This is a genomic window from Enterobacter cloacae complex sp. IR5403, from assembly GCF_049238705.1.
In the GTDB taxonomy this organism is placed as follows: domain Bacteria; phylum Pseudomonadota; class Gammaproteobacteria; order Enterobacterales; family Enterobacteriaceae; genus Enterobacter; species Enterobacter hormaechei_C.
Genome location: NZ_JBMKHP010000005.1, coordinates 59,194 through 81,871, shown reverse-complemented (window position 1 = coordinate 81,871; position 22,678 = coordinate 59,194). Strand labels below are relative to the sequence as shown.

At 57.1% G+C, this 22,678-nt stretch carries 23 protein-coding genes, 1 pseudogene and 1 other annotated feature; of the genes and pseudogenes, 7 read left to right on the top strand and 17 right to left on the bottom strand.

Annotated features, from left to right (window positions below; translation table 11 throughout):
• Positions 1-129: 129 nt before the first annotated feature.
• The 8 genes from ACOTW6_RS09160 to ACOTW6_RS09125 all read right to left on the bottom strand — a co-directional run bounded on the left by ACOTW6_RS09160 (position 130) and on the right by ACOTW6_RS09125 (position 7,290).
• A complete protein-coding gene (locus tag ACOTW6_RS09160) occupies positions 130-1,440 on the bottom strand; it encodes an MFS transporter (protein ID WP_047050653.1) in 1,311 nt (436 codons plus the stop codon).
• Complete coding sequence (uhpB, locus tag ACOTW6_RS09155; protein WP_062933079.1) at positions 1,433-2,938, bottom strand: signal transduction histidine-protein kinase/phosphatase UhpB; 1,506 nt, start codon at positions 2,936-2,938, stop codon at positions 1,433-1,435. The genes ACOTW6_RS09160 and uhpB overlap by 8 nt, the downstream gene beginning before the upstream one ends.
• Positions 2,935-3,528, bottom strand: a complete 594-nt coding sequence (gene uhpA / locus ACOTW6_RS09150) for a transcriptional regulator UhpA (RefSeq protein ID WP_003861054.1) — start codon at positions 3,526-3,528, stop codon at positions 2,935-2,937. The genes uhpB and uhpA overlap by 4 nt, the downstream gene beginning before the upstream one ends.
• Positions 3,529-3,609: 81 nt before the next feature.
• Positions 3,610-3,897, bottom strand: coding sequence for an acetolactate synthase small subunit (gene ilvN, locus ACOTW6_RS09145; protein WP_015570113.1), 288 nt, complete (start codon positions 3,895-3,897; stop codon positions 3,610-3,612).
• A 3-nt stretch (positions 3,898-3,900) separates the two neighbouring features.
• Positions 3,901-5,589, bottom strand: coding sequence for an acetolactate synthase large subunit (gene ilvB / locus ACOTW6_RS09140; RefSeq protein WP_062933078.1), 1,689 nt, complete (start codon positions 5,587-5,589; stop codon positions 3,901-3,903).
• Between the two features lie 106 nt (positions 5,590-5,695).
• Positions 5,696-5,794, bottom strand: a complete 99-nt coding sequence (gene ivbL, locus ACOTW6_RS09135) for an ilvB operon leader peptide IvbL (RefSeq protein ID WP_057979964.1) — start codon at positions 5,792-5,794, stop codon at positions 5,696-5,698.
• 107 nt (positions 5,795-5,901) lie between these two features.
• The gene (locus tag ACOTW6_RS09130) at positions 5,902-6,381 is read right to left on the bottom strand and encodes an Hcp family type VI secretion system effector (RefSeq protein ID WP_213789100.1); all 480 of its coding nucleotides are present in this window, start codon (positions 6,379-6,381) and stop codon (positions 5,902-5,904) included.
• 195 nt (positions 6,382-6,576) lie between these two features.
• Positions 6,577-7,290, bottom strand: a complete 714-nt coding sequence (locus ACOTW6_RS09125) for a hypothetical protein (protein WP_213789099.1) — start codon at positions 7,288-7,290, stop codon at positions 6,577-6,579.
• Between the two features lie 726 nt (positions 7,291-8,016).
• Here ACOTW6_RS09125 and tisB point away from each other — a divergent pair.
• The 4 genes from tisB (at position 8,017) to emrD (ending at position 10,873) form a co-directional block, all read left to right on the top strand.
• A complete protein-coding gene (gene tisB, locus ACOTW6_RS09120; protein ID WP_017383683.1) occupies positions 8,017-8,106 on the top strand; it encodes a type I toxin-antitoxin system toxin TisB in 90 nt (29 codons plus the stop codon).
• Between the two features lie 64 nt (positions 8,107-8,170).
• The gene (locus ACOTW6_RS09115) at positions 8,171-8,617 is read left to right on the top strand and encodes a GNAT family N-acetyltransferase (protein ID WP_033487022.1); all 447 of its coding nucleotides are present in this window, start codon (positions 8,171-8,173) and stop codon (positions 8,615-8,617) included.
• A gap of 62 nt (positions 8,618-8,679) precedes the next feature.
• Positions 8,680-9,513: a DMT family transporter gene (locus tag ACOTW6_RS09110; protein WP_062933075.1), complete on the top strand. Its 834-nt coding sequence runs from the start codon at positions 8,680-8,682 to the stop codon at positions 9,511-9,513.
• Between the two features lie 175 nt (positions 9,514-9,688).
• Positions 9,689-10,873: a multidrug efflux MFS transporter EmrD gene (emrD, locus tag ACOTW6_RS09105; RefSeq protein WP_062933157.1), complete on the top strand. Its 1,185-nt coding sequence runs from the start codon at positions 9,689-9,691 to the stop codon at positions 10,871-10,873.
• On the opposite strand, the pseudogene ACOTW6_RS09100 reads toward emrD, so the two are convergent.
• Positions 10,779-11,864: pseudogene (locus ACOTW6_RS09100) on the bottom strand (cellulase family glycosylhydrolase); the annotation flags it as partial. The gene emrD and the pseudogene ACOTW6_RS09100 sit on opposite strands and share 95 nt — an antisense overlap.
• A gap of 97 nt (positions 11,865-11,961) precedes the next feature.
• On the opposite strand from ACOTW6_RS09100, the gene dsdA reads away from it, so the two are divergent.
• Positions 11,962-13,248 carry a D-serine ammonia-lyase gene (dsdA, locus tag ACOTW6_RS09095; protein WP_062933074.1) on the top strand — a complete coding sequence of 429 codons (1,287 nt, stop codon included), beginning with the start codon at positions 11,962-11,964 and terminating at the stop codon, positions 13,246-13,248.
• A gap of 32 nt (positions 13,249-13,280) precedes the next feature.
• On the opposite strand, the gene ACOTW6_RS09090 is transcribed toward dsdA, so the two are convergent.
• From ACOTW6_RS09090 to ACOTW6_RS09075, 4 genes are all read right to left on the bottom strand, one after another.
• Positions 13,281-13,628: a DUF202 domain-containing protein gene (locus ACOTW6_RS09090; RefSeq protein ID WP_022650092.1), complete on the bottom strand. Its 348-nt coding sequence runs from the start codon at positions 13,626-13,628 to the stop codon at positions 13,281-13,283.
• Positions 13,618-13,965, bottom strand: coding sequence for a YidH family protein (locus tag ACOTW6_RS09085; protein ID WP_003861080.1), 348 nt, complete (start codon positions 13,963-13,965; stop codon positions 13,618-13,620). The genes ACOTW6_RS09090 and ACOTW6_RS09085 overlap by 11 nt, the downstream gene beginning before the upstream one ends.
• Before the next feature lie 92 nt (positions 13,966-14,057).
• Positions 14,058-15,380: a 6-phospho-alpha-glucosidase gene (locus ACOTW6_RS09080; RefSeq protein ID WP_006808790.1), complete on the bottom strand. Its 1,323-nt coding sequence runs from the start codon at positions 15,378-15,380 to the stop codon at positions 14,058-14,060.
• The gene (locus tag ACOTW6_RS09075) at positions 15,377-16,999 is read right to left on the bottom strand and encodes an alpha-glucoside-specific PTS transporter subunit IIBC (protein WP_213789098.1); all 1,623 of its coding nucleotides are present in this window, start codon (positions 16,997-16,999) and stop codon (positions 15,377-15,379) included. The genes ACOTW6_RS09080 and ACOTW6_RS09075 overlap by 4 nt, the downstream gene beginning before the upstream one ends.
• Positions 17,000-17,221: 222 nt before the next feature.
• Between ACOTW6_RS09075 and ACOTW6_RS09070 the strand changes: the two genes are divergently transcribed.
• Entirely contained in the window at positions 17,222-17,968 is a 747-nt protein-coding gene (locus tag ACOTW6_RS09070) for a GntR family transcriptional regulator (RefSeq protein ID WP_017383690.1), read from the top strand.
• On the opposite strand, the gene ACOTW6_RS09065 is transcribed toward ACOTW6_RS09070, so the two are convergent.
• The 3 genes from ACOTW6_RS09065 to ibpA form a co-directional block, all read right to left on the bottom strand.
• Positions 17,936-19,597: a putative transporter gene (locus ACOTW6_RS09065; RefSeq protein WP_017694020.1), complete on the bottom strand. Its 1,662-nt coding sequence runs from the start codon at positions 19,595-19,597 to the stop codon at positions 17,936-17,938. The genes ACOTW6_RS09070 and ACOTW6_RS09065 overlap by 33 nt on opposite strands.
• A 191-nt stretch (positions 19,598-19,788) precedes the next feature.
• Positions 19,789-20,217 (bottom strand): small heat shock chaperone IbpB, encoded by a 429-nt coding sequence (gene ibpB / locus ACOTW6_RS09060; protein ID WP_062933072.1) that lies wholly within the window; start codon positions 20,215-20,217, stop codon positions 19,789-19,791.
• Positions 20,218-20,353: 136 nt separating this feature from the next.
• Entirely contained in the window at positions 20,354-20,764 is a 411-nt protein-coding gene (ibpA, locus tag ACOTW6_RS09055; RefSeq protein ID WP_062933071.1) for a small heat shock chaperone IbpA, read from the bottom strand.
• Positions 20,758-20,832 (bottom strand) — a sequence feature (ROSE (Repression Of Heat Shock gene Expression) occurs in the 5'-region of heat shock genes and acts as an RNA thermometer to modulate expression.). (Overlaps the previous gene by 7 nt.)
• Positions 20,833-21,079: 247 nt before the next feature.
• Between ibpA and ACOTW6_RS09050 the strand changes: the two genes are divergently transcribed.
• Positions 21,080-21,412 carry a YceK/YidQ family lipoprotein gene (locus ACOTW6_RS09050; protein ID WP_047050637.1) on the top strand — a complete coding sequence of 111 codons (333 nt, stop codon included), beginning with the start codon at positions 21,080-21,082 and terminating at the stop codon, positions 21,410-21,412.
• Here ACOTW6_RS09050 and ACOTW6_RS09045 read toward each other — a convergent pair.
• Positions 21,409-22,638, bottom strand: coding sequence for a DUF3748 domain-containing protein (locus tag ACOTW6_RS09045; RefSeq protein ID WP_074135702.1), 1,230 nt, complete (start codon positions 22,636-22,638; stop codon positions 21,409-21,411). The genes ACOTW6_RS09050 and ACOTW6_RS09045 overlap by 4 nt on opposite strands.
• Between the last annotated feature and the right edge of the window lie 40 nt (positions 22,639-22,678).

The window sequence follows — 22,678 nt, the reverse complement described above, 5'->3', positions numbered from 1 at the left end:
TGAGTTACTCCTGAGCTGATTTTTGCAGCATTGTAAAAACCAGCCAGGAGAGATGCCTGAGACAGCGTCCAGGTGAAACCGGGAAAATTTCTTAGTTTTGCGCGTCTCGGCAGCAAAAGGTGAGGCGCGTCACGCTTCGCGCGGTGCCTGCGCGTGCAAAAACGGCAGCAACAGCAGGGCGGAGATGCCCGCCGCGATGGCGATCACCGCGAAGAACCCGCTCCAGTGCCAGATGTCGATCACCCGCGCCAGCGGCCAGCCGGAGAGTGATGCGCCAAGGTAGGCAAACAGCCCGACAAAGCCCGTCGCCGCGCCTGCCGCCTCCTTGTGCGAGCACTCCGCCGCCGCCATGCCGATCAGCATCTGCGGGCCAAAGACGAAAAAACCGATGGTGAAGAAGCACGCCGCCTGCATCACGTAGCTGGCGAACGGCATCAGCCACAGCGAGCCGACGGAGAGTAAGATCCCGGCAGCAAAAATCAGGTTCATCGGGCCACGGTTGCCGTTGAACAGCTTGTCCGAGCCCCAGCCCGCCACCAGCGCGCCGATAAACCCGCCCAGTTCAAACATGGTCACCGCCGAGTTGGCGGTCACCAGATCCACGCCGAGCGTCTCGGACATGTACAGGTTGCCCCAGTCGTTGATGGCCGCGCGCACCACGTAGACCAGCACGTAGCAGAGCGACAGCAGCCAGATGTACGGATTTTTCAGCACGTATTTGGTGAGGATCTCCTGGCGGGACAGCCCGGCCCCTTCCTGCTGCTGGGCGATCTCCATCTCGTCGTGCCGCCAGTCACCTACCGGTGGAAGGCCGACGGTTTGCGGCCTGTCGCGCAGGCGCCAGCAGAGGAACAATCCGGCGACTATCGCGAGGCCACCGGCAATCATCATCCCCGCGCGCCAGCCGTAGTGCAGCGCCGCCGCGCCGACCACCATCGGGATCAGCGCCCCGCCGACGTTATGCGCGGTATTCCATATCGCCCACCAGCCGCCGCGCTCGTTGCGTGAGTACCAGGCGGTGAGCAGGCGGGCGCAGACCGGCGCGCCCCAGCCCTGGAAAAAGGCGTTCAGCGCCCACAGCAGGGCAAAGGCCCACAGCGAGGTGGAGAAGCCAAACAGGATGTTCACCACCCCGGTGGCGATCAGCCCAACGCCCATGAAATAACGCGCGTTCGAGCGGTCGCTGACGATGCCGGAGAAGAACTTCGACAGGCCGTAGGTGATGTAAAACAGCGTCGCCAGCAGGCCGATATCGGTGCGCGCCATCACGCCGCTGGCGAGAATTTCCGGCGCGGCGGCGTTGAAGCTTTTGCGGGTGAAGTAGAACAGCGCGTAGCCGAGCCAGATGGTAATCAGGATATGGCGACGCCAGTAGCGGTAGCGGGCGTCGATTTCCGCTTTGTTGCTTAGCGGGGCGGCGCTGGCGGGGGTTTTAAACATGGTGTGTCCTTAACGGCAAACTGACACTGACGCGCGTTCCGTGGGTGCAGGAGATCGTCAGCGTGCCGCCCAGCGCCTTCACGCGCTCGCGCATGCCCGCCAGGCCAAACCCCTGCTGGCCGGAGCCCGGCGGCAAGCCGCAGCCGTCGTCTTCAATCACCAGCATCAGGCGCTCGTCCTGCTGCCAGCCCTGGATCGTGACCGCGCTGGCGCTGGCGTGTTTGACGATGTTGTTCAGCCCTTCCTGGCAGACGCGGAACAGCGTCACACGCTGGCCTTCACTCAGCGCAGGTTCGTTAATGCGCCAGTCGAGATGGCTGACAATCCCGCGGCTCTCCAGCTCCATCTCGCGCATCAGAGAGCGTATTGCCTGCTCGAGCGAAAGATCGTCAAGCTGGCGCGGGCGCAGCCGCCCTAACAGGCGACGAACGGAATCATAGACGCCCAGCGAAAGCTGTTCGATATGCGCCCCGCCCTGCTTCACGCCCGCGTTTTCTGCCGCCAGGCGCTGAACAATGCCCGCCTGGGTGCGGATGGCGGTGATGGTCTGGCCGATGTCATCGTGCAGCTCGCGAGCAACCTCCTGGCGCACGCTCTCTTCCGTCTCCAGCAGACGCTCCGCCAGACGGCGGTTGCGCGCCAGCTCGGCTTGCAGAGACTGGTTCAGCTCGCGCAGGCGCTGTATGCCCGCGCCGAGCAGCAGCCCGGTCAGGCTCTGGGCCAGCAGCGAGAGCAGCAGATCTACCGGGTGATCGTGCCAGGTCTGGCTGGCAATCAGCGCGATGGCGTTCATCAGCGTGGCGATCAATGCGCCCTGCCAGCCGTAATGCCAGGCCAGGGCGATGATCGGCAGCGCCAGACAAAACGGCGTGAAGCGTGATAATTCAGCGGGCAGACCAAGCTGCAACCACAGGCTCACCACAAACAACAGCAGATACCAGATCAGGTGCCGGGCGCGCCAGTTCACCGGCTGGGAGACCAGCGCTGGGCCGAGCGGCTGCCAGACGGTGCTGGTGAGGTAATGCCAGATCACAAGGCAGGTCGGGGCCAGCGTCAGGCCGCCGGTGAGGGTCAGCAGCAGAGCGTTGAGCACCTCCTTTTCACCCAGCCACGGCAGGGACTGCAACAGCGCGGCGGCAATCAGCGCCGCCCCCTGACGCAGCAGCGTGCGCCAGTCGCGCTGGTGACGGTAGCGGGAAATCAGGGCGACCGGGATAAGCGTGAGCAGGCTTCCGGTCATCAATAACGGCAGATGCGCCAGCGCCACTTCCTTCGCCAGCCAGATCAGCATCAGCCACTCTGCGCCCAGCAGCACCGGCCAGTAGCCGCGCGGGCATTGCAGCATCAGCCCCAGCCGCAGGCCAAAGGGGAACAGCAGCACCGCCAGCTCCGGGCGCTCGACAAGATGCAGGCTGATACTCCACAGGCAGAACCACGCGGCGGAGAAGATGAAAAAGCTGGCAACAACGGCGATCAGCCGCGAAAACAGGGAGTTCATTGCCAGCTGTCAAACATACGGCGCGCCAGCTCGACATCGTTACTGACGTTGAGTTTTTCCATCAGGTTGGCGCGATGAACGTGAACGGTCTTTGGCGACAGCCCCAGCTCTACGGCAATCTCTTTCACCGACATGCCTTGGGCAAGTTTCTCTGCCACCTGGCGCTCGCGTCTGGTGAGCGGATCCTGCCGTCCCGCCGCCAGCTTGATGGCAATGTCCGGCGTCAGGTAGCAGCCGCCGGTGGAGACGGTGCGCACGGCGGCAATCAGCTCGTCCGGGCTACAGCGTTTAGAGAGAAACCCGCGCGCCCCCGCGTTGAGCGCCTGCTCGACCAGCGCCGGGCTGTCGTGGACCGAGAGCATAATGGTCGCCATTCCTTTTGGCAGCTGGCTTAACAGCTCAAGCCCGGAGAGGTCCGGCATGGAGATATCGCAGATACAGACCTGCACCCCGCGTCCCGGCAGGCCCGCCAGCGCCTCGCGTCCTGAGCCAAACTCGGCCACGACCTGAAAATCCGGTTCGAGGTTGAGAAGCTGGGCAAAGCCAGAGCGAACGATAAGGTGGTCGTCGATAAGGGCGATGGTGGTCATGCGTGTTCCTGCGGTCTGAAATGCCGGATGGCGCTACGCTTATCCGGCCTACTAGAGCGAAAGACGCCTACCTTAAGCCATCTATTCGAAAAACACCGCAATTTTGTTAAACATGGTGGGATCGGACTGGTTGCGTGCCACTTTGGTGACGTCCTCCAGCTTGTCGATCTGCGCCATCATCTGCTCCAGACGCTGGTCGTCGTTCACCAGTAGCCAGATGCGGCTGTGCTCGCTGCCCTGAATCGGCAGGCACAGAATGCCTTCCACGTTAAACGCCCGGCGAGCGAATAGCCCGCAGACGTGGGTCATGACGCCTGGGTGGTTGCGGACGGTGAGTTCCAGAATGACGTTATCACATTGTTTCTGCATGGCTTATTCCCCCACCATCTCAGTATTGGCCGCACCCGGCGGCACCATCGGATACACTTTTTGTTGCGCGTCGATACGCACGTGGATCAGCGCCGGGCCAGGGCGAGAAATCGCATCCTGCAACGCCGCGTGGGCATCTTCTTCGGCGTTCAGATCGCAGGTGTGCAGGCCAAAACCAGCGGCAATCTGCATGAAGTTGATCATCCCCGGATAGGTCGCCGCAAACACGCCCTGCTTATAGAACAGGCTCTGCTGCTGGTGTACCAGACCCAGCGCCTCGTTGTTCATCAGAATGATTTTAACGTCTAACTGGTTTTCGGCAGCCGTCGCCATCTCCTGAATATTCATCATCAGGCTGCCGTCACCGGAGAAGCAGATCACCTTGCGGTCCGGGTTGGCGAGCGCCGCGCCAACCGCTGCTGGCAGGCCGAAGCCCATGGTGCCAAGGCCGCCGGAGGTCAGCCACTGGCGCGGGCGGTTCAGCGGATACGCCTGGGCGGTCCACATCTGATGCTGGCCGACGTCGGTGGTGATAATCGCGCTGTCATCCACGCAGGCGGCAACGGCGTTGATAAGACCATAGTGGCTCAGCGGGTCGCCCTCGGTTGGGATAGCGCCCGGGAACTCACGTTGCAGATCGGCCACCAGCTGGCGCCAGTCGGCGCGGTCGGTTGCCTCCGTCTGCGGGATCAGCTGCGCCAGCACCTCGGCCACGTCGCCCTGGATCGCCACGTGCGGCTGCTTGATTTTACCCAGCTCGGCGCGGTCGATATCAACGTGAATGATCTTCGCATTTGGGCAGAACTGCTCGGTTTTGCCGATCGCCCGGTCATCAAAACGTGCGCCCATAACGATCAGCAAATCCGCCTCTTGCAGGATGTAGTTGGTGCTGCGTGCACCGTGCATACCCAACATGCCGAGAGAGAGCGGGTGCGCTTTTGGCAGCATACCCAGCGCCATCAGGGTCATGGTGGTGGGCAAATTAGCTTTTTCAGCGAACTGGCGGATTTCATCCGCGGCGTTGATCGCCCCGCCGCCCAGATAGAGCACCGGGCGTTTGGCGGCGTTGATCATTGCCGCCGCATCGCGCACGCTCTCAGCGCTGAATTCCGGCGCGGGGGCACGCTCACCCGGCTCCGGCAGCACGTCGATCTCAATTTCTGCGGTCTGGACATCCTTAGGAATGTCTATCCACACCGGACCCGGGCGGCCAGACTGGGCAATGCGGAACGCATCGCTGATCACCTGAGGCAGCTCGCTGATATCGCGAACTAAATAGTTATGTTTGGTGATGGGGATAGAGATGCCGTAGGTGTCCACTTCCTGGAACGCATCGGTGCCGATCATCGAGGACGGCACCTGGCCGGTAATGCAGATCAGCGGAATGGAGTCGAGGCGCGCGTCGGCGATGGCGGTCACCAGGTTGGTTGCGCCCGGCCCACTACAGGCCATACAGACCGCCGGTTTACCCTGGGTACGCGCCATGCCCTGGGCGATAAAGCCTGCGCCCTGCTCGTGGCGCGCCAGCACGTGACGGATCTGTGTGCTTTGGCTTAACGCATCATACAGCGGAAGCACGGTCCCACCCGGGATGCCCGCAACGGTGGTGATGCCCTGTCGTTCCAGTAAATGAACAATCAGCTGCGCGCCTGTAAAACGCGTCTTAGTGGATGTTGTGCCCGAACTTGCCATGCTCCAGTCCTTTTCTTCTGAGCCAGCCTTCCGGGGAGGGTCCTAAACGAAAAACCCCGCCCGGTTTGCGCCGGCGGGGTTTTGGATTCGTGTGTTGATCCAGTCCCTACGGCGCATTGCCGACGACCACCACCACACGCACGACGACCACTGCGGCAGGTTGCGCAGTTTTTAGTAGGGTCGAAGTGAAGATGGATGAAGTCATTGGGGACCTGTGTTTGGAATCATTGATTGAATTTATACAAACACAGGTTTTCGGATGTGACAATGGAAATATTTTCATCTGCGCAAAAATGCGTCAGGGATCACGTTTCAGTACGTTGCTCGCTCATTCCAGGTGTCACTATAGATGACATTGCCGTCGCAATGCTTCCAGGTGATTTTCTCGTAGCATATGAGAACCGTTTCAAGGTGTGTTCCGGTGTTTGCGCCGGGATACAGGTCTGGTGTGATTGAGGTTATTTTCACATTCTCCAGGAAGATATTAAAATACTCCTGTTCAAAACCCGCCTCATTAATCTGATACATCTTAATAGTGGCTGACTTGAGCGTTCTTCCCGTACTCAGTGCGCGAAAGAGAAGCGGGGTTACACGATCAAATTCTTTTTGAAACATGATGGGCATGTGTATACGCGTACCCGTCAATTTCCCGGTATTCCCGTCGACCGGGATGTTGACATTATGAGTGAACGATTTAAGTTCAATTGCACCTTCACGCCCTGACACAAGGCAAGGGCCAACCATGGGAGAACCATTTTCATCTGTTAAAAACAAATAAGCTGGGTTTGACATAAAAATCCTTTTAATAACATTTAATCGTATTTATCAAAGCGGCCAAAAATCATCGGGTGAACAATAATAAACACAACGATAGCAATGAATGTTAGTAAGACCCAGTGGTCAGGTACCAACCACAGGAACAAAGAGGCGCACGCAAAAATATAAACAGGGAATAAAATATCCGTTAATAGAATTGATAACAGACTTTTAAACATGCTCCTTGCCCTTTAAGTCTTTATAAATTGCATCGAAATCCTTATAGAATCCCAACTGCACCTTCTTAATGAGTTCAGACAGGAAAGGCTCAAAAAAGTAGTAAAGCATCTCCAGTTGTGCGGCATAGAGGGTGGCGTAATACTTAGGGTCCAATGTTTTCAGGCGACGAGCAGCAAGAGCGCACTTCTGTTCCGTTCCAATCAATTGAAGCGCCATGACTACGTTAGGTACGCGGCGTGCAAGCCGTTCGACGACGATTTCAGACAGCAGGCCAGATTCGGAAAGGGATTTGGCCAGACCCCATGCTATCGCTAAACGCGCGGCCTTGCTGGTCGGTATGTTATTAACAAGCCCGGTTACTTTTGAATCCATCTTACGAACGCGATTGTGTTCATTTCCATTTTCAGAATCGGAAATAACACCTTCAAAATAAAGATATAGCATATGTGCTATTACATCGCGATAACTGTAAAGCGAGAGAATTGAGAGGTACATTCTCTTTTCTTCTGAGAGAAGCTCGTCACACACATCGTGATAGCTGGGGATTAAGCATGATGAGTACCAACTTACACGCTCAATTCCTGAGTAAATATCAGAGCCGATCCCCTGTAATGCTTTCCATGTCCCTGCTACGCCCTGCTGTCCATAAATAGCCAACTGCCTGTCGCTTTGGAACTTCATCTTTAAATAATCAGATGCCTGCATAATGTATCCATACTATGCGCGTGGTTATAGATAGTACAATGAAAAATCGAATAATTCAAATTAGGGAGGGTTAACCCCGCAAATATTTAAGAAAAATATAAATTAGATCGTTATTATTTACTGCAATTATAGTCGATACCATTATTTCACTTTCAGAAGAATATTGATGTCTGGAATGAGTTTATGTATTGAGCGACGTAAACTTGTATAAGTGGCCTAGAACCAGAACCACTGCTTATTAGAACTTATTAAATTAATCATTGAATCATACTGCATGCCAGCCGCACCCATTGCCAATAAGTCAACAAGCACCTTTTCTGGGCTGCCCTGAAAACAAAAAACCCCGCCTAAGCGAGGTTTTTATCAGGGTTTTGCGGTTGGTTGCCGCAGAACACACTGTGTTACGTCAACGCGAAAAGTATACGCGATCGAAGACGAACGCGCAATTCCGGCACGGATTTTGACGTTTTTAAGTATGGATCGCCTTCCAAATTTTGTCCATAAAATACTGTTCATACATACAGTATTTATCTATACTGAGGGTGTTCGCAGTGAGCGAGGGGGCCGCAGTTTACCGGCGCAACGAAGTCCTGGCTGAAACGGGTGGTGCCGTCAGTGCCTTAACCCCTGAAGTGAGCACACTGTGTTACGTCAATCCAGGTGCTGGCCACAGGCGGCGGAAAGGTACGCCAGCATCGTGCTCCTTTTAACCAAAAGGAGACGCGTATGAGCGTCGTGGATATGGTCATACTTGTCCTCAAACTCATTGTTGCTGTATTGCAACTGCTTGATGCTGTCCTGAAATACGTTCGGTGATTCAGGTTCAAGTCGCACCTGAGAGGGGCGGGCAACCGCCCCTCTTTAATAACGAGGGAATGCTATGTCGCGTCTGTTAATTGAGCCTGTCACGCCCGATGAACCCGGGTATATCGCCCTGAAGGCGGAGAGTATCGCGTTGAATTTCAATATGCTGCGCAGGCTGGAAGAGAACTGGCTGCGGGGTGAAAACCGCTTTAACGCGCCGGGTGAAAAACTGCTGGGGGCGTTTCTTAACGGCAGGCTGGTGGGCGTGTGCGGCCTTAATCGCGATCCGTTCAGCCAGCAGCCGCGCGCTGGACGTATTCGTCATCTCTACGTCAGCGAAAAGTGCCGTGGGCAGGGCATAGGCAAACAGCTTTTGACCGTGGTGATGGCGGATGCCAGCATCTGGTTTGATTTTCTCAATACCCATGCGCCGGAAACCGCGTACGGATTTTACCATCGGGCGGGCTTCAGGCTCGTGTCAGACGAACCCCGGGTGACGCACCGCCTTTTTTGCGCAGTGTAAGCGGCTGGCAGCATCGACAGGTGAATGTTACAGTTGGATGACATTTCGCCAACCGATACGCCATGACCATCACCGTTTTCTGCATTTTACTGTTCGCCGCACTGCTGCATGCCAGCTGGAACGCTATCGTTAAAGCCGGAACGGATAAGCTCTACTCGGCGATCGGAGTCAGCGGTTCAGCCGCGCTTATTGCCCTGATTTTTCTGCCCTTCTCTCCTCAGCCAACTGCCGCAAGCTGGCCATATTTGTTCGTCTCCTGTGCGTTACAGGTGGTGTATACGGTACTGGTGGCAAAAACTTATCAGGTCTCCGACATGAGTCAGACCTACCCCCTTATGCGCGGGACGGCCCCTCTGCTGGTGGCGCTGATCAGCGTATTGGTGCTCGGGGATCATCTCTCCTGGCTCGCCTGGTCCGGCATCGGGGTCATTTGCCTGTCGATTCTGGCGATGGCGATGAATGGCCGCATGCAGTCACGCAAGGGGATCTGGCTTGCGCTGCTGAACGCCTGTTTTATCGCCGGGTATACCCTGGTGGACGGCACCGGTGTGCGACTCTCGGACACTGCGCTGGGCTATACGCTCTGGACCTTCTTCATGAACGGCTTCTGCCTGCTGAGCTGGGCAATGGTGGCGCGGCGTCGCGAAGCGTCCAGCTACCTGCGCCTGCACTGGAAAAAAGGGCTGCTCGGCGGCGTCGGGACGATGGGATCTTACGGTCTGGCACTCTGGGCGATGACCCAGGCGCCGCTGGCTGTGGTGGCGGCGCTGCGTGAGACCTCTATTCTCTTCGGCGCCTTAATCGCATTTGTGCTTTTAAAAGAGAAGGTTGCTGGCCTGCGCATCGCGGCGGCACTGGGCATTGCTGCCGGTGCGGTCCTGCTGCGCCTGGCGTAATTCGCTGGCAACATTAGTTGCCGATCTTGTTTACAAATCCTGCCTTCACCTCTTCTGTCATTCATCACAGTAATGCTTAAATTGTCATCTCTCTGTGGTAGATTCCTCGCGCATTTATGGGAATGCGTAGTCACTTATTCTTTATTTATCTCTTTTGGCAAAAGTATTCAGCGACATGAAAAAGCAACGGAACGTGAACTTATTGTTGATGCTGGTGTTACTGGTGGCCGTCGGGCAGATGGCGCAAACCATCTACATTCCGGCGATTGCCGATATGGCAAAAGATCTGAGCGTCCGCGAAGGTGCGGTACAGAGCGTGATGGCAGCCTATCTGCTGACCTATGGCGTTTCACAGCTGGTTTATGGTCCCCTGTCCGATCGCGTCGGGCGTCGTCCGGTCATTCTGGTCGGCATGAGCATTTTCATGGTAGCGACGGTGATTGCCATTACCACGCACAGCCTGACCATACTGATTGCCGCCAGCGCCCTCCAGGGCGTGGGCACCGGCGTTGGCGGGGTTATGGCGCGTACCCTGCCGCGTGATATGTACCAGGGCACACAGCTTCGTCACGCCAACAGTCTGTTAAATATGGGCATTCTGGTCAGCCCGCTGCTGGCCCCGCTGATTGGGGGTCTGCTGGACACCGTCTGGTCCTGGCGCGCCTGTTACGCCTTCCTGCTGGTGCTGTGCATTATTGTCACCTTCAGCATGGCGCGCTGGATGCCGGAAACCCGCCCACAGGACGCGCCGCGCACGAAGCTCATCGCCAGCTACAAAACGCTGTTCGGTAATGGGTCGTTTACCTGTTATCTGTTGATGCTGATCGGCGGCCTGGCGGGCATTGCGGTGTTCGAAGCCTGCTCCGGCGTGCTGCTGGGCGCAGGCCTTGGCCTGAGCAGCATGGTGGTGAGTATTCTGTTTATTCTGCCGATCCCGGCGGCGTTCTTCGGCGCATGGTTCGCCGGACGTCCAAACAAGCGTTTCTCCACGCTGATGTGGCAGTCGGTGATTAGCTGTCTGCTGGCCGGGCTGATGATGTGGATCCCGGGGCTGTTTGACGTGATGTCGGTCTGGACGTTGCTCATCCCGGCAGCGCTGTTCTTCTTCGGCGCGGGCATGCTGTTTCCCCTCGCCACCAGCGGCGCGATGGAGCCGTTCCCGTTCCTCGCAGGCACGGCAGGCGCGCTGGTGGGCGGTTTGCAGAACATCGGTTCCGGCGCGCTGGCCTGGCTTTCGGCTATGATGCCGCAGACCGGGCAGGCGAGTTTAGGCTTACTGATGACCCTGATGGGGCTGCTGATTTTGCTGTGCTGGCTGCCGCTGGCGTCGCGTGCCTCGCATCACGAACAGCCGGTTTAACCGCATGATGGCCCGGCTTCTCGCCGGGCTTTTCACAGACGGGCGCAATCATCGCCTGCAATAGCCGCTCTGGGGCAGGCCGCCACGCCCCCTCTTCCCCGTCATAAAACTGAACATCGGCGTTTATCGCATACGGGATGTTGGCCTGTTGCAGCTCGCACGCCATAAACGTGGCAAACGCCATCTGCGAGGCGGTTGGCGTCAGGCTTTTCGATTCGCCCACGCCCCAGCCGCCAACCCAGCTCACATGCCCGGTTTTTTGCTGCCAGTGCAGCGCGGCGTTGATTCGGTTACGGATAGCCGCTTTCTCAGCCGCGGTTCCGGACGTCCACGGGTATTTGCCGTTCGTTTTCAGCGGACCCCAGGGGAAAATATGCCACTCCGCCAGCAGGTAATTCTGGCTGTGCGCGGGCAGCTTCAGGCTGGATAAATCCTCCGGCGCGGCGCGCAGACGAGGGGCGATAAAAATCATGCGGCTGGCATCAATGGCGTGAATGTCTTTGATCGCTTTCTCATACACCCGGTTGAGCGAAGCAAGGTTGTGGTTGAGCTTGTCCGCCGGTTCGTAGATCAGGTCAAAGCCCAGCAACGGCGAGCGCTGACCAAAATAGTGCGCCACGGCAATCCACCAGTTGATCACCTCTTTTTCGGTATCCGCTTTCGGGTCGTTTTTATATTCATCGGCCTGATAAGCGATGATGGGGATGACGCCGTATTGCTCGCAGGCCTCCACCAGCTTACGCAGGTGAATCAGCCGCGCTTCCGTCGGTTCGCCCGCCACCCGAATACGGACATGACGTATGCCTTTTGCCTGGAAATCACGGACCACCAGCGGGTCAAATTCGCGGATACCGCGCTCGGTGCGGGCCCAGTCGACATCCATTCCGACGCCCAGCATCTGCGCGTAACGGGCAGCCGTCAGCGGCGGCTCAGCGGCACAGGCCCAGCCGGAAGCGATCGCTAACACGGTGACAATCAACGGCTTTAACACGATGCCCCTTGCAAATAATCAAATGCTTTACTCTGTATTTAGCATGCTTTTTCACAATTGGTGTAGAGTCAGAACGAACTAAATTCTGAGACAGATTATGAAAACGACTGACCTGACCAGCCTCATTGACCGGTTTCCGCTGCTGGCGGATTTGATTGCCCTGAAAGCGATCACCTGGCTTAACCCGCGCACCACGACGCTGGCGGAAGGGTTGCCGTATGTCGGGCTGACCAAAGCCGACGTTGACGACGCGCATGCGCGCCTGAAACGCTTCGCGCCGTATCTGGCGAAAGCCTTCCCGGAAACGGCGGCGACGGGCGGGATTATCGAATCCGACCTGGTCGCGATTCCGGCGATGCAAAAGCGGCTGGAGAAAGAGTCCGGCAAGGCCATTCCAGGCACGCTGCTGCTGAAAAAAGACAGCCATCTGCCGATTTCCGGCTCGATCAAAGCGCGCGGCGGCATCTATGAGGTGCTGACCCATGCGGAGAAACTGGCGCTAGAAGCCGGGTTGCTGAGCGTTGAAGACGACTACAGCGTTCTGCTGGAGCCGCGCTTTAAGGACTTCTTCAGCCAGTACAGCATCGCGGTGGGCTCAACCGGCAACCTGGGGATGTCCATCGGCATTATGAGCGCACGCATTGGCTTTAAGGTCACGGTGCATATGTCCGCCGACGCCCGCGAGTGGAAGAAAGCCAAACTGCGCAGCCACGGCGTCATCGTCGTGGAATATGAGCAGGATTATGGCGTGGCGGTGGAGCAAGGGCGCAAAGCGGCGGAAAGCGATCCGAACTGCTTCTTTATTGACGATGAGAACTCCCGCACGCTGTTCCTGGGCTATGCGGTTGCAGGTGAACGCCTGAAAGCGCAGTTTGCCGCGCAGGGCCGCGTGGTGGATGCCGATCATCCCCTGTATGTCTTCCTGCCGTGCGGCGTCGGCGGTGGCCCCGGCGGCGTGGCGTTTGGCCTGAAGCTGGCCTTTGGCGATAACGTCCACTGCTTCTTCGCGGAGCCCACGCACTCGCCGTGTATGCTGCTGGGTGTCTACACCGGGCTGCACGATGAAATCGCCGTGCAGGATCTGGGTATCGACAACGTGACGGCGGCAGACGGTCTGGCGGTAGGTCGCGCGTCCGGCTTCGTAGGCCGCGCGATGGAGCGTCTGCTTGACGGGTTCTATACGTTGTCCGACCAGAGCATGTACGACCTGCTCGGCTGGCTGGCGCAGGAGGAAGGGATTCGCCTGGAGCCGTCGGCGCTGGCGGGGATGGCCGGGCCGCTGCGCGTTCATTCGGATACCAACGTTACCCACCTGGTGTGGGCAACCGGCGGCGGGATGGTGCCGGAAGACGAGATGGCGAAATATTTAGCGAAAGGGAAGTAATTATGCCGGGTGGCGGCTACGCCTTACCCGGCCTACAGGTGCAAAATTTGTTGAATGTGGGTTACCGCAAACAGCAGCGACAGCGACAGCACGGCCAACGCAATCAGGAACTTATCCCGCACCGCTTTCGGCTGCGCAAAGTCGTTCTGCGACACGTCCATCAGGTTACGGCTGCGGGTGTAGCGCCATAAAATGATAGCTACCAGCGCCAGCACAACAATGGAGATCCAGAATGGCGCCCCCGTGCGGTGCCAGTTGTGCTTAATGGCAAGAGCGATCAGCGCGCCATACCCCAGCAGCGTGCGCAGCCAGGCCAGCGAGGTTCGCTCCGGCTGAAGGCCGGGGTCCGCTTCCCGCCGCGCTTTGCGGCTATCCGGCATACAGCACCAGTAGCATCACTACGCCCGCAACCATCAGCAAAATCGTACTGATAATGAGCAAGCCGCGCGTATAGGGGAGATCCTGCTTCAGACGCATCGCCTTTTCATTTCTCAGCCAGCGCAGATAGCCATAAATCGCCAGCACGCCGGCAATCAGGCACAGCAGCAGGGCCAGCACTTCGCGAATCAACGGGGTGGCAAAATCGGGGGCGAGCTGATCAAGGCCGACGCCTGCGGCCAGAAAGCCCAGGGCGGTGCGGATCCACGCTAAGAACGTGCGTTCGTTAGCCAGTGAGAAGCGGTAGTCCGGCGCTTCACCGAGGCGGGAAATGTTCATCAAGATTCCTTGTCGTGCAGCATGCAGGCTTCAGCATAGCGTAATTCAGCCAGGACAAGGAGACCGGCATCAGGCGATGCCGGTCAGAAAGATTAGTGCAGCTCTGGCCAGTAATCCTTATTCGCTTCAATCAGATCGTCCAGAATCGCCTTCGCCACCGATGCGCTCGGTACGGTTTTCGACAGGGTAATCGCCTGCCAGAGTTTCTGATACGAGCGCTGCTCCCAGGCGTCCACCACCAGTTTTTCCACCGCCACCTGCTGGCTCATGAGCCCTTTCTGGAAGTGCGGAATATCACCCACGGTCAGCGGCTCCGGTCCGTTGTGGCCGACCAGACAAGGGATTTCTACCATCGCGTCAGCGTCAAAGTTATGGATAGCCCCATTGTTAGGCACAATCAGCAGCATGCGTTCCTGGGTGTTAAAGGCAATCGCGGTCGCCAGATCGACGATGTACGACGCATGTTCGTCGATTTCCAGTTCACCGGCAGAAGAATGACCGGCTTCGATAATCGCCCGGCATGAACTGAATACATGCTTCTCACGGTGATCCATCACTTCATTGGCGCGGGTACGCTCCGGGTTGGAATGGGCGACCACATAGTCCGGGAACAGGTAATATTTCAGGTAGGTGTTCGGCATGGTGTCCGGATCCAGCGCCTGTACGTCTTTGGCCTTGGCGAAGGTATCGTTCCAGCTCGCTTCAGTATGCGCATCTTCCGAAGGCGGCACATAGCCGTTTTTCGCTACGTATTCGCGCAGTTTTGGCATCAGATCGTTGCCGTTCAGATCTTCAATCGACGTCCACCAGCCGAAGTGGTTCAGACCGTAGTAGCGCACGCGCATCTCTTTGCGGTCTTTCAGGCCGACAATCTGCGCCATACGCCCTTCAATGCCGATCGGCATGTCGCAGATGTTGAGAATTTTCGCGTTCGGACGCAGGCGGCGCGTGGCTTCCGCGACAATCGCCGCCGGGTTGGAGTAGTTCAGCATCCACGCGTTCGGGGAGTACTGCTCCATGTAATCCACCAGCTCCAGCACGCCGCCGATGGAGCGCATGCCGTAGGAGATGCCGCCCGGCCCGCACGTTTCCTGGCCCAGCACGCCGTGACGCAGCGGGATTTTTTCATCTTTTTCACGCATCGGGTATTTGCCCACGCGAATATGCGCCATCACGAAATCCACATCGGTAAACGCCGCTTTCGGATCGGTGGTGTAACTAAATTCAATCTCCGGCGCCTGCTCCTTGAGGATGATTTTGCACGCCTCGGCGATGATCTCCTGACGTGCTCCGTCATTGTCATAGAACTTCAGCGCACGCAGCGGGAAACGGTCACGGTTGGCTAACAGCATCAGGACGATACCAGGCGTGAATGTACTGCCGCCGCCTGCAATAACAACTGAGAATTTTTTCATGATATAGCCTCTGTCAGAGTGGTTTGTTCGTTTGTTAAAGGGGTTTTCATCAGCGATTCCAGCTGGTCGCGCACCTGAGGAACGTGCAGACCGACAATCACCTGTATGCCGTTGCCGCGCCGCACTACACCGTGTGCGCCCAGGGCTTTGAAGACGTCGTCGCTTTGGGTTTTCGTCATATCCACCAGGGCGATACGCAAGCGGGTGGCGCAGTTATTGATACTTTCGATGTTTGCTGCGCCGCCGAGCGCCTGTAAGAACCCAGCGGCCTGCCCGACCTTCTGGCTGGCTGCCGCCGGGGCGGTGGTTTGACCGCGCGCGGCCTTATAGTCGGCCTTGTTGTAGAGTTTGATTTCGCTCTCTTCCCGACCCGGCGTTTTGAGATTCAGTCGTTCGATAAGCGTCCTGAAGACCACAAAGTAGATCCCGGTGAAGCAGAGGCCGATGCCAATCTGGGTAAATACCGTCGAGGCGTGGTTATGGAACATCGGGATCCAGTTTTGCGGCAGGAACTGGTCCAGCAGACCGCCCCCCATGTTGCCCACCACCCCGAAGGTATACATCACCGTCGCCATCGTTGCGGCCAGCACGGCGTGGATGGCAAACAGCAACGGCGAGATAAACAGGAAGGTGAACTCCAGCGGTTCGGTAATGCCCACCAGCACGGCGGTAAGCGTGGCCGGGATCAGCAGACCTGCCACTTTGACGCGGTTCTCCGGCGACGCGGTATACCAGATAGCCAGCGCAATACCGACTGAGCCAAACACCTTAGAGTTGCCGTGCAGCGCGAATCCGCCCTCCGGGAACAGCGTTTTCAGCGGCACAGTGCTCTGGCTAAATTCCTGAAGGTGCTGTGCCCAGTAGACCTGAATGCCGCCTTCTACCGCAGCCGGGCCGAAGATAAACGGGCCGTAGACAAAGTGGTGTAATCCGGTTGGGATCAGAATGCGTTCCAGGAAGGTATAAACCCATACGCCCAGCGCGCCAGCGGTACGGAGAAAGGCCTGCAACGACTCAATGCCCATCTGCACTTTCGGCCACCCCAGCAGCGTCAGCCAGGCGCAGAGGATCATGACGAAGAACGCGAGGATAACGACAAACGAGGTGCCCTGGAAAATCCCCAGAAAGACCGGCAACGGCTTGTCGAAGAATCGGTTGTGGATGGCGGTAACAATGCCTGAAATCACGATAGCGCCGATGATGCTGGTATCAAGCGTTTTGATCCCGGCAATCATCGCCAGCCCGCTGCCGGCAGTGGGTTCAGCAGAGAAGTCGACGCCAAAGAAGTGGCCCCAGGTCATCCCCATCGCATTGATAAAGTAGTTCCAGGTCAGGAAGCTAATCAGCACCGCCAGACAGGCGCGGCCCTGCGCCTGCTTTGCCAGGCCAATCGGTAAGCCGACAGCAAAAATCAGCGGCATATTACGGAACACCGCCCAGCCGCCCTCTTCAATGATGTGAACAATTTGCGCGAACAGATTATCAGGCGCGGTTAAGGCCTCGCCGACAAACAGCGGATTGCGAAGCATGATGGCGATCCCAACCACGATCCCGGCAAAGGGAAACAGCAAAACCGGGGTGAACATGGCGCCGCCAAAGCGTTGTATTTGACTGAGCATTTTTAAATCCTCATGAAACAACCTGTAGGGGATAGAGGCCTTTATGGTTTTTTACTGGCCTGAAGTGAGCATAAGAACTTACTGATGCGGCAACATGGTATGCCGCTGCGATTCGTGATCGCATTCATGGTTTTAATTTGACCAATCAGGTCTACTTTTTAAACTAAACATGGACAAGTTAAGACGTATTCCACGCCATGATGTGCGCAGAGAGGTCTACTGGTGATCTACAAATCAATTGCCGATCGGCTACGGCTGCGGCTGAATTCCTCGGACTACAACATTGGCAGTCCGTTACCCGGAGAAAAAGCGCTGGCAAAAGAGTTTGGCGTAGCCCGGATGACCATCCGCAAGGCGCTGGATCTGCTGGTAAGCTGGGGGCTGGTTGAACGTCGACACGGCAGCGGGACGTTCGTGGCGCGCAAAGACGTTCATCATGAAACGACTAACCTGACCGGGCTGGTGGAGGTGCTGCGCCAGCAGGGGAAAGAAGTGCAGAGCAAGGTGTTGCAGTTTGAAGTGATGCCCGCGCCGCCCGCCATCGCCAGCCAGCTGCGGATTCAGGTTGATGAGCGGATCTATTTTTCAAGGCGGGTGCGTTACGTTGACGGAAAACCGCTGATGCTGGAGGACAGCTTTATGCCGGTGAAGCTGTTCCGCAATCTTTCCCTGGCGCATCTCGAAGGGTCTAAGTTTGATTACATCGAGAAGGAATGCGGGATCACCATCAGCGGCAACTACGAGAGCCTGACGCCGGTGCTGGCAGATAAACAGCTGGCCGGTTATATGAATGTGCCGGAACAGACGCCGCTGCTGCGCATCACCTCCCTTTCCTACAGCGACAGCGGCGAGTTCCTCAATTATTCCGTGATGTTCCGGAACACCAGCGATTACCAGGTGGACTACCATTTGCGGCGCATCCACCCGGAAGACTTATTAGCCCATCCCCCAGAACAGCACCGCCAGTAGCTGCGGGGTGATGATGCGCAGAAACATCACCAGCGGATAAACCGTGGCGTAGGACAACGCCGCCGCGCCGCTGGTGGCGTGCAGGTTATTGGCGAACGCCAGCGCGGGCGGATCGGTCATGGAGCCAGCCAGCATGCCGCACAGCGTGAGATAGTTCATTTTAGCGAATATACGCGCCAGTAATCCGACCGTTATCAGTGGGATAGCGGTAATAAATATGCCGTATCCTACCCAGCTCATCCCTTCGCCGTTCACCAGGGTATCGACAAAATCGCCGCCGGATTTCAGCCCCACCACTGCCAGAAACAGCACGATGCCTAACTCCCGCAGCGCCAGGTTAGCACTCGGCGGCATAAACCAGTAGAGCTTACCGATGGAGCCGATACGCCCGAGGATCAGCGCCATAATGAGCGGCCCGCCTGCCAGACCCAGCTTCAGTGCTACCGGGAAGCCGGGCACGTACAGGGGGATGGAGCCAAGCATGACGCCAAGCCCGACGCCGATAAAGACCGGCAGCATCTGCACCTGCTGGAGTTTTTGCTGGGCGTTGCCTACCATGTCCGCTACGGCATCAATGGATGAGGGACGCCCGACGAGGTTGAGAATATCACCGAATTGCAGGCTGGCATCCTGGCTGGCCACCAGCTCGACACCGGCGCGGTTAAGCCGGGAGATCACCACGTCATAACGCTCTTTAACCTGCAAATCGCGTATTTTCTTGCCCAGGACTTTCTCATTGGTCACTACCACCCGCTCCACGCGCATGTCCGTTCCACGGGTTGAGAGTGATGTATCCACCTCCTGACCGATCACCAGCCGGGCATTGTTTAAATCCGCCGGTTGCCCTACCAGATGCAGGAGATCGCCGTGCTGAATAAGGGTGTCAGGTGAAGGCACCATCAGCGTTTCATCACGTTTCAGGCGGGAACAGATAATGGTCGCGCTGTTCAGAATGGGAACATCCTGAATCGCCATATTGTTCAGGTTGGGGTTTTCGACGCGAATGTTGATGGTTTTAATGAGCGCATGGCCGTTGGTCAGCGTGCTTTCATGCTCTTTTGCCTCCTGCTCGACGTTAACGCGGAACAGCACGCGCACCAGCCACATCGAGAGCAAAATACCGCAAATGCCAAACGGATAGGCCATGGCGTAGCTCATCCCCATCTGATCGACGACATCAGCAGGGATACCCAGATCGCGCAGAATTTGCTGGCCCGCCCCGAGCGCGGGCGTATTCGTGACGGCGCCGGAGAAGATGCCCAGCACAACGGGCAGCGGAATCGCGAAGAGTTTATGCAGAATGGCGGTAACCAGCCCACCCATCACGACGATGCCGAAGGCAAAGAGATTAAGGCGTAAACCGGAGACGCGCAGGGAAGCGAAGAAGCCCGGCCCCACCTGAATACCGATGGTATACACAAAGAGGATCAGGCCGAACTCCTGGATGAAATGCAGCATATCGGCGCTGAGTACCCACCCAAGCTGGTCGGCAAAATGGCCGACAAAAATCCCGCCGAACAGCACCCCGCCGATGCCAAATCCGACGCCGCGGATTTTGATATTCCCCAGCCATAGCCCCACTACCGCGACAAGGGCCAACACGCTAACGGTTAACGCGATATCACTCATGATCCACATCCTGTGTATAACCATAGTTATGCTAAGGATTCTCTCAGAGCTGACGGCGGTTGTATGGGCGATGGCGCACAAAAAAGCCCTGCCGGGGCAGGGCTTCATGGCATCTGTGAGCGAGTCGGGTGGCGGCTGAGCCTTACCCGACCTACAGGATCGGCAGGTTTGCCTCGCGGCAAAAACGTGGTTTAGCTGTTCAACGCCGGGCGTTCGCTAATGGCGATGCGCTGAGGCGCAATGGCTTCCGGCACGTTACGGGTGAGGTCAATGTTCAGCAGCCCGTTAGTGAACGTCGCGCCAGAAACTTCCATATGGTCTGCCAGAGTAAAGCTCAGGCTAAACGGCTGAGTGACAAGCCCCTGATGCAGCCATTTGGTCTCGGTGTCTGGTTTTTCCGGTGACCCTTTCACGGTCAGGCGCGTACCCTCAAGCTGGATGTCGAGATCATCCTGGCGGAATCCGGCCAGCGCAAGCGTGATGCGGTAGTGGTTATCATCGCTTTTTTCGATGTTGTACGGCGGAAAGGTCTGCTGTTCGGTTGCGCTTTGCAGCGCGTTAGCCAGTTTGTCAAAACCGATCCACTGACGCAGCAGGGGAGAAAAATCATAGTTACGCATACTAAATCTCCTTCTGAGAAGCGAGTTCGGCACAGTTTAATTTTGTGCACAGTTGTACCTGCAAACCCTTGCGGATTCGCATATGCTCCCGTTACGGCAAGCAATTTCAGATGGGCCGCAGCCGCGACCCGCTTAATTAGTTGATTTCGATACGACGCGGTTTTTTCTCTTCCGGAATCACACGTTCCAGTTCGATAAACAGCAGGCCGTTCACCAGGTTCGCGCCCTTGACGTGGATGTTCTCAGCCAGCTGGAACTTGCGTTCAAAGTTGCGCTCTGCGATACCCTGGTAGAGGTAGGTTCGTTCTTTCTGTTCGCCCGTATGGGAGCCTTTCACCACCAGCAGATTGTCCTGCGCGGTGATCTCCAGTTCGCTCTCTGCGAAACCGGCAACAGCAATCGCAATGCGATAGTGGTTTTCGTCAACCAGTTCAACGTTGTAAGGAGGATAGCCGTTGCTCTGGCTCTGGTTGTTTTCTAAGTGGTTGAACAGACGATCAAAACCAATGGCAGAACGGTATAGCGGAGAGAGATCGAAATTACGCATAGATAAATGCTCCTGAAATCAGCGAGAAAATGTAGCCTTCCACCATGGACAGGCTTCTGCTTCCCCGAACACCCATCAGGCGTGTCCGTTATCGGGTTACATTCTTAAAATGGGTCTGGATACGGCCTTTTCAAGACTGTTGATGTGAGATTTTTTTGCACTTTGCTGGTTGTCGCATAGACTCAGGGGCACAGCACAAAGGGTTAAATTGCGATGGCGACCACAGTGCGGGAGTTTTGAGCTATCCATTTTGGACGCGCCTCGCTATAACCCTGAGTTGCAGGTTAATGCCGTGCTACTAATGATGACTGAGTGATGATGAGAAATGTTCTGATTAAGCTGGCGACGTTCAGCGGGGTTGTTTTACTTTGCGGGTGTTCGAGCGTGATGTCGCACACCGGCGGTAAAGAAGGAACATATCCGGGGACGCGCGCCAGTGCCGCAATGATCTCTGATGATGAGACAAACTGGGGTACCAAATCTCTGGCGATTCTTGATATGCCGTTTACGGCGGTTGCCGATACGCTTTTGCTGCCGTGGGATATGTTCCGCACCGACAGCTCAGTGCGTTCGCGCGTTGAGAAAAGCGAGCAGGAAAAGCTGGCGACCAATTCCGTCATCCCGCCCGCAGCGATGCCTCCACGCTAATTCTGTGCGGTTTCCGTTAGCCACAGCTGGCGGAAACCGTCCTTCTCTTCCATCCATGCAATAAATCGTCCGTCCGGGGAAAACACCACAGCGTCAGCAGACGGCGGATTGCCGTGATCGGACGTCACAAACGTCACCTCTCCGGTCTGCGCATCGCAGCAGGCAATGCGGCCTGCAAGCACAAATCCCAGCCCGTTGCCGGAAGGATGCCAGTTAAAGGCTGACTGAATATCACGCTCAGCGTGGGTCAGCTGGCGCGGCTCGCCGCCCTCAGGGGAGATAAGCCACAGCTGCACAACGCCGTTATCGTCCCGCATTAAAAACGCAATCTGCGTTCCCTGTGGATTGCTGCGCACCCAGTGGCGCGGCACGTTCACCAGCCCCGGATACGCCTTCTGGTGGGTGAAGGTAAGGCGGCGTTGCATGACGCCCGCAGGCGGCGCGGGCATTGTATCCGGCGTCCCCTGCAACGGCGCATCACCCGCCCGTTTCCAGCCCTGCTCGTCTTTGGGGAGATCGACAATAAACAGTTCGGGCACTTTCTCGCCTTTCGCAGACACCGTATCGCCGATAAACGCTAGCCTGTCGTTGCCCACCCAGCCCTCTTCGTAGGCGCGGTTGATCTCATCGCTGCCCGGTTTCGGGTTCGGCGTTGTACGGCTTACCAGTACGCTCCAGAAGGTTCCGGCATATTCCCGCGGATGGTTCCCCTGTGGGTTTACCGGACCAAAAGGCGCCGCCACCCCGACGTTACGCAAATCCAGCTGCGGATCGCGCGCGTGCAGCACATGGTCGTTGTAGGTAAAGCTGACGAACTGCCCGTTCGGGCTAAAAACGTGGACGTGGCTGCCGCCACGCAGCGCGCCTGCGGTGTAAGGCGCGGTGATATCCATCGCATCAAGATTGCTCACCTGACCATTGTGCGCAATCACCCCCTGGCGATGATGAAAATCGTAGTGCCAGTCTGCATCCGGGTTTTTCGGGCCGTGGATAAAAACATATTTGTCCTGCGCCGGATGAACGGTCACCACGCCGACATGCGCGCCGTCAGTCGCACGGTAGATCGCCTCAACCTCGCCCGTACTGACATTGACCCGCTCAATGGTTTCACCGGTAAACGACGCGCCTGACGGGCGGACATCATAGACAAGCCACTGGCTGTCTGGCGTCCAGACGTTGATGTTGGTGAGCTGGTGGTTGCGGGAAGCGAAGGTGATTTGTTTCATGGAAATACCCTGATGCGCGGTTATCGCATCAGGGTAAAAC

Coding starts and splice junctions, on each gene's coding strand:
- ilvN (WP_015570113.1), bottom strand. CDS start 3,897: ATGCAGAAACAATGTGATAACGTCATTCTGGAACTCACCGTCCGCAAC.
- uhpB (WP_062933079.1), bottom strand. CDS start 2,938: ATGAACTCCCTGTTTTCGCGGCTGATCGCCGTTGTTGCCAGCTTTTTC.
- ACOTW6_RS09130 (WP_213789100.1), bottom strand. CDS start 6,381: ATGTCAAACCCAGCTTATTTGTTTTTAACAGATGAAAATGGTTCTCCC.
- ACOTW6_RS09045 (WP_074135702.1), bottom strand. CDS start 22,638: ATGAAACAAATCACCTTCGCTTCCCGCAACCACCAGCTCACCAACATC.
- ibpA (WP_062933071.1), bottom strand. CDS start 20,764: ATGCGTAATTTCGATCTCTCTCCGCTATACCGTTCTGCCATTGGTTTT.
- ivbL (WP_057979964.1), bottom strand. CDS start 5,794: ATGACTTCATCCATCTTCACTTCGACCCTACTAAAAACTGCGCAACCT.
- ACOTW6_RS09080 (WP_006808790.1), bottom strand. CDS start 15,380: ATGAAAAAATTCTCAGTTGTTATTGCAGGCGGCGGCAGTACATTCACG.
- ACOTW6_RS09065 (WP_017694020.1), bottom strand. CDS start 19,597: ATGAGTGATATCGCGTTAACCGTTAGCGTGTTGGCCCTTGTCGCGGTA.
- ACOTW6_RS09085 (WP_003861080.1), bottom strand. CDS start 13,965: ATGAACATTTCCCGCCTCGGTGAAGCGCCGGACTACCGCTTCTCACTG.
- ACOTW6_RS09090 (WP_022650092.1), bottom strand. CDS start 13,628: ATGCCGGATAGCCGCAAAGCGCGGCGGGAAGCGGACCCCGGCCTTCAG.
- uhpA (WP_003861054.1), bottom strand. CDS start 3,528: ATGACCACCATCGCCCTTATCGACGACCACCTTATCGTTCGCTCTGGC.
- ACOTW6_RS09050 (WP_047050637.1), top strand. CDS start 21,080: ATGATGAGAAATGTTCTGATTAAGCTGGCGACGTTCAGCGGGGTTGTT.
- ACOTW6_RS09075 (WP_213789098.1), bottom strand. CDS start 16,999: ATGCTCAGTCAAATACAACGCTTTGGCGGCGCCATGTTCACCCCGGTT.
- ilvB (WP_062933078.1), bottom strand. CDS start 5,589: ATGGCAAGTTCGGGCACAACATCCACTAAGACGCGTTTTACAGGCGCG.
- ACOTW6_RS09115 (WP_033487022.1), top strand. CDS start 8,171: ATGTCGCGTCTGTTAATTGAGCCTGTCACGCCCGATGAACCCGGGTAT.
- ACOTW6_RS09160 (WP_047050653.1), bottom strand. CDS start 1,440: ATGTTTAAAACCCCCGCCAGCGCCGCCCCGCTAAGCAACAAAGCGGAA.
- dsdA (WP_062933074.1), top strand. CDS start 11,962: ATGAAAACGACTGACCTGACCAGCCTCATTGACCGGTTTCCGCTGCTG.
- tisB (WP_017383683.1), top strand. CDS start 8,017: ATGAGCGTCGTGGATATGGTCATACTTGTCCTCAAACTCATTGTTGCT.
- ACOTW6_RS09110 (WP_062933075.1), top strand. CDS start 8,680: ATGACCATCACCGTTTTCTGCATTTTACTGTTCGCCGCACTGCTGCAT.
- emrD (WP_062933157.1), top strand. CDS start 9,689: ATGAAAAAGCAACGGAACGTGAACTTATTGTTGATGCTGGTGTTACTG.
- ACOTW6_RS09125 (WP_213789099.1), bottom strand. CDS start 7,290: ATGCAGGCATCTGATTATTTAAAGATGAAGTTCCAAAGCGACAGGCAG.
- ibpB (WP_062933072.1), bottom strand. CDS start 20,217: ATGCGTAACTATGATTTTTCTCCCCTGCTGCGTCAGTGGATCGGTTTT.